This window comes from Streptomyces sp. SS7 (assembly GCF_037993025.1).
In the GTDB taxonomy this organism is placed as follows: Bacteria; Actinomycetota; Actinomycetes; order Streptomycetales; family Streptomycetaceae; genus Streptomyces.
This window is the reverse complement of sequence record NZ_CP141223.1, coordinates 6,358,161-6,370,454: the sequence shown is the minus strand read 5'-3', so window position 1 is coordinate 6,370,454 and position 12,294 is coordinate 6,358,161. Positions and strand designations below refer to the sequence as shown.

Below are 12,294 nucleotides of genomic sequence, written 5' to 3'. Positions count from 1 at the left end.
ACCGGCGGGCGCCGGTGCCACGGGGCATGAAGAAGCCCGGACCGTCAGGCGGAGATGCCGTCGATCCGGGCCAGGGCGTCGTCCGCGCCGTACGGCTGCAAGTACGGCAACCAGCGCGGGTCCCTGTGGCCCGTGCCGATGATGCGCCAGGCGAGACCGGTGGGCGGGGCAGGTTTGTGGCGCAGCCGCCAGCCGATCTCGACGAGGTGCCGGTCGGCCTTGACGTGGTTGCAGCGACGGCAGGACGCCACGACGTTGTCCCACACGTGCTTGCCCCCGCGGCTGCGCGGGATGACGTGGTCGACGCTGGTTGCGACGCCACCGCAGTACATGCACCGGCCCCCGTCCCGCGCGAAGAGCGCCCGACGGGTCAGAGGAACGGGCCCCCGATAGGGAACCCGGACGAATCGCTTGAGCCGGACCACGCTGGGTGCGGGGACTGTGACGGTCGCGCTGTGCAAAAAGGCGCCCGACTCCTCCAGGGAGACGGCCTTGTTCTCCAGGACGAGGACGAGCGCGCGGCGGAGCGGTACGACGCCGAGCGGCTCGTACGACGCGTTGAGGACCAGGACATGCGGCACGGATGCCTCCTTGGGCGTCGGCGGCGCGTGGCTCGCGCCGGGACGATCTGCAGTCAGTCTCTCCTCTGGCCTGGCGGACGCGCCACCATGTCCCGGTAACGGGCTGGGAGTGTTTTCGACCACACCCGGATACATCCCCCGGATCATGGCCTGTTCAAGCGCAGGTGAGCACGGTCTCTCCTTGCCGCATCGGACGGACCCACACACAATGCCCCGTTAGTGTGGTGGTTCTGCCCGTCCGGTGATCCTTTCGTGACCTGTACGACCTTGACGACCTGACCATCGCACCGGAGGCGGACCGCTGCACCTGGAGGTACCTGCCGTGTCCTTGCCCGCCGTCCCACTGGCCGCCGGCTCCTCGCCCTCGCCGACCCCCTCGGAGTCGCCGACAGTGACGGTGCCGTCGCTCCAGGACGCACAGGAGAGCGCGACGAACGCGGCCAGCTGGGTCGAGCAGAACTGGTCGACCTGGCTCGCCATCGGTCTGCGCGTGCTGCTGATCGTGGTGATCGCGGCGGTGCTGAGAAAGTTCGTGCTGCGGGCGATCACCAAGCTCATCGACCGGATGAACCGTACGGTCGAATCGGCGGCCGAGGGCTCCACCACGCTGGGCGGTCTGCTGGTCAACGCCGAGCGGCGGCGCCAGCGGTCGCAGGCGATCGGGTCCGTGCTGCGCTCGGTGGCGAGTTTCCTGATCCTCGGCACGGCGGCGCTGATGGCCCTGTCCGCCTTCGAGATCAACCTCGCCCCGCTGCTGGCCTCGGCCGGTGTCGCGGGTGTGGCGATCGGTTTCGGCGCGCGCAACCTGGTCACGGACTTCCTGTCCGGCGTCTTCATGATCCTGGAGGACCAGTACGGCGTCGGCGACCAGATCGACGCGGGCGTCGCCACCGGCGAGGTCATCGAGGTCGGTCTGCGGGTGACGAAGCTGCGCGGCGACAACGGCGAGATCTGGTACGTCCGCAACGGCGAGGTCAAGCGGATCGGCAACCTCTCCCAGGGCTGGGCGACGGCCGGCGTCGACGTCACCGTCAAGGCGTCGGAGGACCTCGACCGGGTGAAGGCCACGCTGGACGAGGTCGCCGAGAAGATGAGCAAGGAAGAGCCCTGGAACGAGCTGCTGTGGAGCCCGATCGAGGTGCTGGGACTGGACAGCGTGCTGCTGGACTCGATGGTCGTCCGGGTCTCGGCCAAAACCATGCCGGGCAAGGCGCTCACGGTCGAGCGCGAGCTGCGCTGGCGCGTGAAGCGCGCGTTCGACGCGGCGGACATCCGGATCGTGGGCGGCGCGACGGCTCCCGCCGCGGAGGACCCGGTCGACACGACGGCGGCCGTCGCGGCCCCGTCGGTCTTCTCCAACGCGGACTCACCGCAGGTCGCGGCCGCGTCGCCGATCGCTCCGCAGCGGGCGGTGACGCCCTCTCCGAAGTAGGGCGAAGTGGGGCGCGGAAGCGGGGGAACGGTTTCAGCACTCTCGTTCGAGTGAACGGCAGGGGCATGCGGCGCCGACCGGTCGCCGGGTGCCCCATCGTTGTGCCGGGGCACCCAGCGCGGGCTTAGCCTGGCAACAGCGCGACGAGGAGAACCAGGGATGAGCGCCGAACCCATCAGGGAGACGGTCATGACGCACGTGGACCCCATCGACCTGTTGAGCGCGATCGAAGAGGCAGCCCCCATGCCGATTCGACCCGAGTACGTCGAGGGGATGGCCATCGTGCCGCCGACGCCGAACGACAACCACAACGACGGCGCGTTCGAACTGAGCTTCCAGTTCCGCTCAGCCGGATTCCGTCTGGTAGGCATGGGCAACGGCTACCGCGCCACCCACAAGGACGGCAGAACGATGGCTCTGCTCATCCCGGACTTCTACATCCGTCGCCGCAGGCCGACCGAACTCGACGAGTCCTACCGCAAGGCCCACAAGGGCTGGTACCCCATCGACATGATCGCGCTCGTCGGCGAAGTCACCTCCACCAACCACGAGACCGACACCGGTCCCAAGCTCCGCACCTACGCCGCCGCCGGCATCCCGGTCTACGTCCTCATCGACCGCCACACCAAGACCGCCCACTGCCACACCGACCCGGTCCTCCCCTCCGACGACCCCACCGAGGCCTACTACGCCACCGACACCAAGGTCGACCTCGGCGATCCGCTCCCCCTGCCCGCGCCCTACCCGACCCTGGAGACGGCCCCCTTCCTCGACGCCGACGTCTGAGGATCTTCACAGGCGCCCCACCTGTCCCCCGCGTCACACCACCCCATATCGTCACTCCGATACCGGGCCCTTGTTCTGGAGCGCAACGCCCAGGGGTCCGCTCGAATGTGGGGATACATGAGGAAGCTCGCCATAGGCACCGCCCTGACCGGTGCCCTGGCCCTGGGGGTCCTGGCCGTGCCCGCCGCACAGGCGGACTCTCCGGCACTGACGTTCGCCGGCGTGAAGGTCAACCACGGCAAGAAGATCGTCGTGGGCACCACGGCGAAGGTGAAAGTGCCGGTCGCGTACACGCTGACCCGTCCGGCCGACCTGACCATCGACTACAAGAACAACTTCGCGGGCGTCATGCTGTACCGCGGCACCCTGGCCGAGCAGGACAACACGATCGAGCCGGACACCGCGCCGACCTGCACCACGACCGCCACCACCGCCGCCACGGTGACCGCTTCCTGCACCGAGACCCTGGTCATCGACCCGTGGGACAGCCTCTACGAGGCCGCCGACGCCGGTACCTGGAAGACCGCCGGCTTCTACGGCCACGGCGCCTCCGACCTCGACGACTCCGACGGGCACATCAGCTTCGAGTTCGGCTACGACATGTGGGCCGACGCCGCGACCGCCACGATCCAGCGCGCCGCGAAGCTCACGGTCGACGCGTCCCCCGAGCCCGTCAGGAAGGGCCGGACCCTCACCGTCAAGGGCAAGCTGACCCGCGCCGACTGGAAGGCGGGCGTCTACAGCGGCTACCGGGGCCAGAAGGTGACCCTCCAGTTCAAGGCCAAGGGCGCGAGCTCCTACAGCACCGTCAGGACGATCACCTCCGGCACCGGTGGCGCCCTGTCCACCACCGTGAAGGCGAGCAAGGACGGTTACTACCGCTTCGCCTTCGCCGGCACGGCCACCACCGCGGCCAAGGCGGCCGCCGGGGACTACGTCGACGTGAAGTAGGCACGGCACCGGCACCACCACCGGCACCACCCGCACCACCGCACCGCCCCCAGGTAACGACTGCGTTGCCTCGGGGGCGGTTTCCGTTTTCCTGCCTTGACGCCCCCTTCGTGCCGGGCTTACCTTCCCTTCCATCGATAGGAAACTTTCCTAACAGTGGCGGGAAGTGGACGTGTCTCCCGCGTCACTGAAAAGCTGGGCAGTCCAGAAAGGCAGGTGTCGATCCCCATGGCAGGAACCGCCGGTACGCCGGGCACCCCGCGCGTCCTGCGCGCCATGAACGACCGCGCCGCCCTCGATCTCCTCCTCGCGCACGGCCCCCTGTCCCGCACCCGCATCGGCAAGCTCACCGGCCTGTCCAAGCCGACCGCCTCCCAGCTGCTCGCCCGCCTGGAGGCGGCGGGCCTGGTCCTCGCCACCGGCACCACCGAGGGACGACCCGGCCCCAACGCCCAGCTCTACGAGGTCAACCCGGCCGCCGCCTACGCCGCCGGCCTGGACGTCACCCCCGAGCGCGTCCTCGCCGCCGTCGCCGACGTCACCGGCCGGACCGTGGGCACCTACGAGGTGCCCACGCCCGGCAGAAGGACCGCCGGGACCGTCGTACGGCAGGTCACCGAAGCCCTCGACGGCGCCGTGAAGGCCGCGGCGCTGACCCGGGACGACGTACGGCGGCTCGTCGTCGCCACCCCCGGCGCCTTCGACCCCACCACGGGCCGGCTGCGCTACGCCTCCCACCTGCCCGGCTGGCACGCGCCGACGCTGCTCGACGAACTCGCCGCAGCGCTGCCGATGCCGGTCGAGTACGAGAACGACGTCAACCTCGTCGCCGTCGCCGAACAACGCCTCGGCGCGGCCCGCGGACACGACGACTTCGTCCTCGTCTGGAACGAGGGCGGACTCGGCGCCGCTCTCGTCCTCGGCGGCCGGCTGCACCGCGGCTGGACCGGCGGCGCCGGAGAGGTGGGTTTCCTGCCGGTTCCGGGAGCACCCCTGGTCCGGCACGTCACCAAGGCCAACAGCGGCGGCTACCAGGAACTGGCCGGCTCCCAGGCCATCCCCCGGCTCGCCCGCGAACTCGGCATGACCGGCATCCCCGACGGCCCGTACGCCGAGGTCGCCGCCGCAGTCCTGCACCGCGCCGCGGCCGAGGACACCGTCCTGAACCGACTGCTGCTCCAGACGTACGCCACCCAGCTCGCGACCGGTCTCGCCTCGCTCGTCTCCGTCCTCGACCCCGAACTCGTCGTCCTCAGCGGCGCCTCCCTGACCGCCGGCGGCGAGGTGCTGCGCGCCCTCGTCCAGGCCGAACTGGAGGAGCTGGCCGCGTCCCGGCCGCAGCTGGTCCTGGGCGACGTCACCGAACGGCCCGTGCTGCGCGGCGCGCTGGAGAGCGCGCTGGCGGCCACCCGCGACGAGGTCTTCGACACCTCGCGCTAGCAACACCCCGCACGCGCCCCTTTCCCCGCAGATCCCTCACCTCACCTCACCTCACCCTGCCCTGCCCTGCCCTGCCCCCGGGAGGTCCCGTCATGTCTGCACGCATCCCCTCAGCCGCCCGAAAGGCGGCTTTCGCCCTGACCGCTTCGACGGCTCTGCTGCTCGGCACCACCGCCTGTACCGGCCAGGCCTCGTCCTCCGGCGCGAGCGACGACGCGTCCAAGGAACAGACCATCACCTTCTGGCACGCCTGGAGCGCGCCGAACGAGGTCGAGGCCGTCAAGGCACTGGTCGCCGGCTTCGAGAAGGCGCACCCCAACATCCATGTGAACGTCGTCGGCAACATGACCGACGACAAGATCAACCAGGCCCTGCGCGCGGGCGGCGGCAAGGCGCCCGACGTGATCTCGTCGTTCACCACCAACAACGTCGGGAAGTTCTGCTCCTCCGGCGCGCTGATCGATCTCAACCCCCTGTTCAAGAAGTCGGGCATCGACCCGAACACCACCTTCCCGAAGGCGATGAACGAGTACACCCAGTACCAGCTCGACCGCTGTGCGGTGCCGTTGCTGGGTGACGCCTACGGCCTCTACTACAACAAGACCGCGTTCGAGAAGGCCGGCATCAGCAGCCCGCCGAAGACCTGGTCCGAGTTCGCGGCCGACGCCAAGAAGCTGACGATCCCCCAGGGCGACACGTACAAGCAGCTCGGCTTCATGCCGGACTACCACGGCTGGGAGACCACGACCGAGCACTACATGGGCCAGTTCTCGCCGACCTACTTCGACAAGTCCGGCAAGTCGACGATCGCGACCGACCCGGCCGTCGCCGACGCCCTCCAGCTCCAGAAGAAGCTCGTCGACGACCTCGGCGGCTTCACGAAGCTGGAGAAGTTCCGCTCCGGCCTCGGTGACGAGTGGGGCCCCAAGCACCCCTTCCAGACCGGCCAGGTGGCCATGCAGCTGGACGGCGAGTGGCGCCTCGGCATGGCGCTCGCCACCAAGCCGGACTTCGAGATCGGCGTGGCCCCGCTGCCCGTCCCGGACGACCGGGCCGACCAGTACGGCAAGGGCTACATCACCGGCACCATCGCCGGTATCGCCGCCACCAGCAAGAAGCAGAACGCGGCCTGGGAGTTCGTCAAGTACATCGCCACCGACACCGACGCGGTGGTGGGCTTCTCCAACGCCATCCACAACGTGCCCTCGACGCTGGACGCGCTGAAGTCGCCCAAGCTGAAGTACGACCCGCGCTTCAAGACGTTCCTGGACATCGCCGCGAACCCGAACTCGACCACATCCCCGGCCTCGGTCAACGGCGGCGTCTACCTGACCACCATCCAGCAGCTCGGCTACGACTACGAGAGCGGCAAGCTCACCGACCTGTCGGCGGGCCTGAAGAAGGCCGCCGCGCAGATCGACACGGACATCGCGCAGGCGAAGTAGAGATGAGCGCCCTCACCTTGCGGGTGAAGCGTCGCAGGTCGGCGCTGCGCACCCTGGCCTTCCTCTCGCCCTGGCTGATCGGCTTCGCGGTCTTCTTCGCGTACCCGATGATCTCGACCGTCTACTTCTCGTTCATGCACTACGACGGCTTCAAGCCGCCGACCTGGAGCGGCACGAAGAACTGGACCTACGTCTTCGAGTCCTACCCGTTCTTCTGGCCCGCCCTGCGCAACACCCTCTGGCTGGTCGTGATCATGGTGACCCTGCGGGTCCTGTTCGGACTCGGCATCGGGGTGCTGATCACGAAGATCAAGACGGGGACGGGCGTCTTCCGCACCCTCTTCTACCTGCCCTACCTGGCCCCGCCCGTGGCGGCCACCATGGCCTTCGCCTTCCTCCTCAACCCCGGTACGGGACCGGTCAACTCGATCCTGGAGAAGATCGGCATCCCGGCCCCCGGCTGGTTCAACGACCCGAACTGGTCCAAGCCGGCCCTCACCCTGATGTTCCTGTGGGGCGTCGGCGACCTGATGGTCATCTTCATGGCCGCGCTGCTCGACGTACCGAAGGAGCAGTACGAGGCGGCCGAACTGGACGGCGCGTCGGCCTGGCAGAGGTTCCGTTTCGTCACCCTGCCCACCATCTCGCCGATCATCATGTTCGCCGTCGTGACCGGCGTGATCGCGGCGATGCAGTGCTACACCCAGCCCCTGGTCGCCGGAAAGGTCGCCTCGGGGGTGATCCAGGGCGCGGGCACCATGTTCGAGCCCGGCTACCCCGAGCACTCCACGCTGACCCTCCCCCAGCTCGTCTACAACCTCGGCTTCCAGCGCTTCGACTACGGCTCCGCCTGTGTCGTGGCCCTGGTCCTGTTCGCCCTGTCGATGGCGTTCACCGCGCTGTTGATGCGGCGCCGGGGCGGTCTCATCCAGGCAGGTGACTGACATGACCCAGGTACTGGAGCGGCCGGTGGAGCTGAAGGCCCCCGCAACGCCCGCCGAGCGCACCGCGCGCCGCAAGGCGTTCCTGGAGTGGATCGCGATCCACTCCCTCGGCGTGGCCGCGGCCCTCTTCTTCACCCTCCCCTTCGTGTTCGTCCTCCTGACGTCGCTGATGAGCGACTCGCAGGCGCTCAGCCGGGACCTCATCCCGCACACCTGGGAATGGGCCAACTACCGGAAGGTCCTCGACACCCCCGGCTTCCTCACCTGGTGGAAGAACACCCTGATCTACGCGGGACTGGGAACGGTCCTCACCGTCGTCTCCTCGATCCCGGTGGCGTACGCGCTGGCCAAGTTCCGCTTCCCGGGCCGCAATCTGGCGCTGATGCTGGTGATCTCGATGATGATGCTGCCGCCGCAGGTCGTCGTCATCCCCATGTACCTGTTCTGGGCCAAGCAGCTCGACCTCTCGGGCACCCTGTGGCCGTTGATCATCCCGCTGGCGTTCGGCGACGCGTTCTCCATCTTCCTGCTGCGCCAGTTCCTGATGACGATCCCGAACGAATACCTGGACTCGGCGAAGGTCGACGGCTGCGGCGAACTGCGGACCCTGCTGCGGGTCGTCCTGCCGATGGCGAAGCCCGGGATCGCCGCCGTCGCCCTCTTCCAGTTCTTCAACGCCTGGAACGACTACTTCGGCCCGCAGATCTACGCCTCGGAGAACCCGGGCGCCTGGACCCTCTCCTACGGCCTGGAGTCCTTCAAGGGCGCGCACCACACCGACTGGAACCTCACCATGGCGGCCACCGTGCTGGTCATGGCCCCCGTGATCCTCGTGTTCTTCTTCGCCCAGAAGGCGTTCGTCGAAGGTGTCACCCTCACCGGAGTGAAGGGTTAACAAGGCATGAAACTCACCGTGGTAGGCGGCGGTTCGACCTACACACCCGAACTGATCGACGGGTTCGCCCGGCTGCGCGACACCCTGCCGCTGCAGGAACTGGTCCTGGTCGACCCGGCCGCCGACCGCCTGGACCTGGTCGGCGGACTGGCCCGGCGGATCTTCGCCAAGCAGGGCCACCCCGGCCACATCGTCACCACCTCCGACCTGGACGCGGCCGTCGACGGCGCCGACGCCGTCCTGCTCCAGCTGCGCGTCGGCGGCCAGGCGGCCCGCGAACAGGACGAGACCTGGCCCCTGGAGTGCGGCTGCGTCGGCCAGGAGACCACCGGCGCCGGCGGGCTGGCCAAGGCGCTGCGCACGGTCCCCGTGGTGCTGGACATCGCCGAACGGATCCGCCGGACCAACCCCGGCGCCTGGATCGTCGACTTCACCAACCCGGTGGGCATCGTCACCCGCGCCCTGCTGCAGGAGGGCCACAAGGCGGTCGGCCTGTGCAACGTGGCGATCGGACTGCAACGCAGGTTCGCCGCCCTGCTCGGCGTGACACCGGCGGACGTCCACCTGGACCACGTCGGCCTCAACCACCTCACCTGGGAGACCGGCGTACGCCTCGGCGGCCCGGAGGGCGAGGACGTCCTGCCGGGACTCCTGGCCGCCCACGGCGACACGATCGCCGGCGACCTGCGCCTGCCCCTGCCCCTGCTGCGCCTCCTGGGCGTGGTGCCGTCCTACTACCTGCGCTACTACTACGCCCACGACGAGGTCGTACGGGAGCTGCGCACGAAGCCGTCCAGGGCGGCCGAAGTGGCGGCCATGGAACGGCAGCTGCTGGAGATGTACGGCGACCCGGCGCTCGACGAGAAGCCGGAGCTGCTCGCCCGGCGCGGCGGCGCCTACTACTCGGAGGCGGCGGTGGACCTGGCGGCCGCGCTGCTCACCGGCGCCGGAAACCCGTACCAGGTGGTCAACACGCGCAACGACGGCACGCTGCCCTTCCTCCCCGACGACGCGGTGATCGAGGTGCAGGCGGCGGTGGGCCAGAAGGGGCCCTCCCCGCTGCCCGTGGCCCCCGTGGACCCCCTGTACGCGGGGCTGATGGCCGGCGTGACGGCCTACGAGGACCTGGCCCTGGACGCGGCCCTGCGCGGCGGCCGGGACCGGGTGTCCAAGGCGCTCCTCGCGCACCCCCTGATCGCCCAGCACGCGTACGCCGACGAGCTGACCGACCGTCTGATCGCACACAACCGGGAGCACCTCGCGTGGGCCTGACCGCAAGCGTCCTCGCCATCGACGCGGGCAACAGCAAGACCGACGTGGCGGTGGTGGCCGCCGACGGGGAGGTCCTCGCCACCGCCCGCGGGGCCGGCTTCCGGCCGCCCGCCGTCGGGGTCACCGCGGCCGTGGACGCCCTCGCCGAGACCGTCACGCGCGCGTACGCCTCGGCCGGCGTCACCTCGGTGGCCCATGTCTCCGCCTGCCTGGCCAACGCCGACCTGCCCGTGGAGGAGGAGCAGTTGGCGGCGGCCCTGCACGCACGCGCGTGGGGCGCCACCGTGGACGTCCGCAACGACACCTTCGCCATCCTGCGGGCCGGCGTGCCCGAGCCCCGGGGCGTGGCCGTGGTCTGCGGCGCCGGCATCAACTGCGTCGGCATGCGCCCCGACGGGCGGACCGCCCGCTTCCCGGCCCTGGGCCGTCTCTCGGGGGACTGGGGCGGCGGCTGGGGCCTGGCCGAGGAGGCGATCTGGCACGCGGCCCGCGCGGAGGACGGCAGGGGCCCCGCCACCGCCCTGGCCCACACCCTGCCCGCCCACTTCGGCCACCCCGGCATGTACGCCCTCATCGAGGCCTTCCACCTGGAGCGCATCCCGGACCTGCGCCGCCACGAACTGACCCCGGTCCTCTTCGGGACGGCGGCCGACGGCGACACCGTGGCCCGCGGGATCGTCGACCGCCTGGCGGAGGAGGTCGTCACGATGGCGACGGTCGCCCTGACCCGCCTGGACCTCCTGGAGGAGGAGACGCCGGTCCTGCTCGGCGGAGGCGTCCTGACGGCGGGCCACGGCCAACTGGACGACGGCATCCGCGAGCGCCTGACGGCGCGAGCCCCGAAGGCGGTGGCCACGGTGGTCCGCGCCCGCCCGGTGCTGGGGGCCGCGCTGCTGGGCCTGGACGGGCTGAGCGCGGGGGCGCGGGCGCAGGAGAGGGTGCGCTCGCATTTCGACACCGGGCGGGCCCGTCCCGCCCAGGAGCACGGCGAACTGCGCGACCAGCCCGAACGCATCCGCACCCCGAAGACATGACACCCCCCGCGAAGGAACCGAACACCCGCCGAACGCGTATTCATGGACAGGGGTGACTGCGATCTGATCAAGATCGAGTGAAGGCCGGTGTGCAAGGTCACCCCCGCCAGCGATACTTGCGGCGAAGCATGACCATGGGGGAGGTCAGAACGTGGTGGCAGAACCGGCAGCAGCCACTCCACCGACACGCCGCACGGCGTTCGCGGAGGGCGTGGACAAGGCCCGCGCCGCGGCGACGACGGAGCCCGGCCGGCTCCGGATCATCGGCGCGGTCCTCGCCCTCCTCGTGATCGCCTTCGGCGCCGTCACGGCCTGGCAGACCGCCGACCGCGCCGCCGCGGCCGACGACGTGCTGCACAAGAGCCAGCCGCTGAGCGCGTCCGCGGCCGAGATCTACCGCTCCCTGGCCGACGCCAACACCGCGGCATCCAGCGGCTTCCTCGCGGGCGGCCAGGAGACGGCCACCTCCCGCAAGCAGTACGAGCACGACATCGACAAGGCGGCGGCCGAGTTGGTGAGGGCGGCGGGCAGCTCCGACCCCGACTCCCCCTCCGCCGACTCCGTCACCAGGCTCAACACCCTGCTCCCGCAGTACAAGGGCCTGGTCGAGCGCGCCCGGACGTACAACCGGCAGGGCTTCCCGGTCGGCGGCGCCTATCTGCGCTACGCCAACCAGAAGATGCAGGACGAGATGCTCCCGGAGGCGCGGAAGCTCTACACCATGGAGAACCGGCGCCTCGAGGTCGACTACGCCGACGCGACCCCCTACCCGTGGGCGGCGATCGCGCTGGGCGTCCTGACGCTGGCCGCCCTGGCGTGGGCGCAGCACCGCAACTACCGCCGTACGAACCGGGTCCTGAACCACGGCCTGGTCTCGGCGACCGCGGCCGCCGCCGTCGTCCTGCTGTGGCTCGTCGTCGGCCACACCGTGGCCCGCGCGGGCCTGAACGACTCCTACGACCACGGCGTCCGCTCGCTGAAGGTGCTGCACGACGCGCGGATCGCGTCCCTGAAGGCGCGCGGCAACGAGAACCTCACGCTGGTGGCGCGCGGTGCCGAGACCGAGAAGATCACGGTCGACGGCAAGGAGAAGACCGTCGACAAGTACGACAACGACTTCACCACCGACATCGACGACCTCGCCACCCGCCTCGCGCAGGCGGCGAAGCTCGCCGACGACCGGGCGGGCCGCAACCCGGTCGCCTCGGCGCAGGGCAACATGAAGGTGTGGAAGACACGCCACTCCGCGGCCCGCGAGCAGGACGACTACGGCAACTACGAGCAGGCGCTGGCCCTGGTGATCGGTGACAAGGGCGCGACCGCCGAGTGCTTCGACAGCGTCGACGAGAACCTGGAGAAGGCGCTCACGCACGAGCAGAAGGAGTTCCAGCTGGCGGCCGGGGACGGTCTGGACGCGATGACCGGTCTGACGGCCGGCGCGGCCGTCCTCGCGCTGCTGGGTGCGGCGGGCGCGGTCCTCGGCATCGGCCGCAGGCTGTCGGAGTACCGGTGAG

Annotated in this window: 11 protein-coding genes; 10 read left to right on the top strand and 1 reads right to left on the bottom strand. The window is 70.1% G+C overall.

What is annotated here, in order from left to right:
- Positions 1-44: 44 nt before the first annotated feature.
- Complete coding sequence (locus tag U5640_RS29480; protein WP_067244152.1) at positions 45-581, bottom strand: HNH endonuclease; 537 nt, start codon at positions 579-581, stop codon at positions 45-47.
- A gap of 322 nt (positions 582-903) precedes the next feature.
- Here U5640_RS29480 and U5640_RS29475 point away from each other — a divergent pair, with 322 nt between their 5' ends.
- The 10 genes from U5640_RS29475 (at position 904) to U5640_RS29430 (ending at position 12,293) form a co-directional block, all read left to right on the top strand.
- Positions 904-2,013, top strand: coding sequence for a mechanosensitive ion channel family protein (locus U5640_RS29475; RefSeq protein ID WP_340379104.1), 1,110 nt, complete (start codon positions 904-906; stop codon positions 2,011-2,013).
- Between the two features lie 159 nt (positions 2,014-2,172).
- On the top strand, positions 2,173-2,799 hold the full coding sequence (locus tag U5640_RS29470) for a Uma2 family endonuclease (protein ID WP_340379102.1): 627 nt from the start codon (positions 2,173-2,175) through the stop codon (positions 2,797-2,799).
- 117 nt (positions 2,800-2,916) lie between these two features.
- Entirely contained in the window at positions 2,917-3,750 is an 834-nt protein-coding gene (locus U5640_RS29465; RefSeq protein ID WP_340379101.1) for a hypothetical protein, read from the top strand.
- A 228-nt stretch (positions 3,751-3,978) separates the two neighbouring features.
- The gene (locus tag U5640_RS29460) at positions 3,979-5,190 is read left to right on the top strand and encodes an ROK family transcriptional regulator (RefSeq protein ID WP_340379099.1); all 1,212 of its coding nucleotides are present in this window, start codon (positions 3,979-3,981) and stop codon (positions 5,188-5,190) included.
- Positions 5,191-5,282: 92 nt separating this feature from the next.
- Complete coding sequence (locus U5640_RS29455; RefSeq protein ID WP_340379097.1) at positions 5,283-6,635, top strand: ABC transporter substrate-binding protein; 1,353 nt, start codon at positions 5,283-5,285, stop codon at positions 6,633-6,635.
- 2 nt (positions 6,636-6,637) lie between these two features.
- Entirely contained in the window at positions 6,638-7,579 is a 942-nt protein-coding gene (locus U5640_RS29450) for a sugar ABC transporter permease (RefSeq protein ID WP_340379095.1), read from the top strand.
- A gap of 1 nt (position 7,580) precedes the next feature.
- Positions 7,581-8,474 carry a carbohydrate ABC transporter permease gene (locus U5640_RS29445; protein WP_340379093.1) on the top strand — a complete coding sequence of 298 codons (894 nt, stop codon included), beginning with the start codon at positions 7,581-7,583 and terminating at the stop codon, positions 8,472-8,474.
- Between the two features lie 6 nt (positions 8,475-8,480).
- Positions 8,481-9,746 (top strand): 6-phospho-beta-glucosidase, encoded by a 1,266-nt coding sequence (locus U5640_RS29440; protein ID WP_340379091.1) that lies wholly within the window; start codon positions 8,481-8,483, stop codon positions 9,744-9,746.
- Complete coding sequence (locus tag U5640_RS29435; RefSeq protein ID WP_340379089.1) at positions 9,737-10,780, top strand: BadF/BadG/BcrA/BcrD ATPase family protein; 1,044 nt, start codon at positions 9,737-9,739, stop codon at positions 10,778-10,780. Before U5640_RS29440 ends, U5640_RS29435 begins: the two co-directional genes overlap by 10 nt.
- A gap of 151 nt (positions 10,781-10,931) precedes the next feature.
- A complete protein-coding gene (locus tag U5640_RS29430) occupies positions 10,932-12,293 on the top strand; it encodes a hypothetical protein (RefSeq protein ID WP_340379087.1) in 1,362 nt (453 codons plus the stop codon).
- Position 12,294 lies beyond the last annotated feature (1 nt).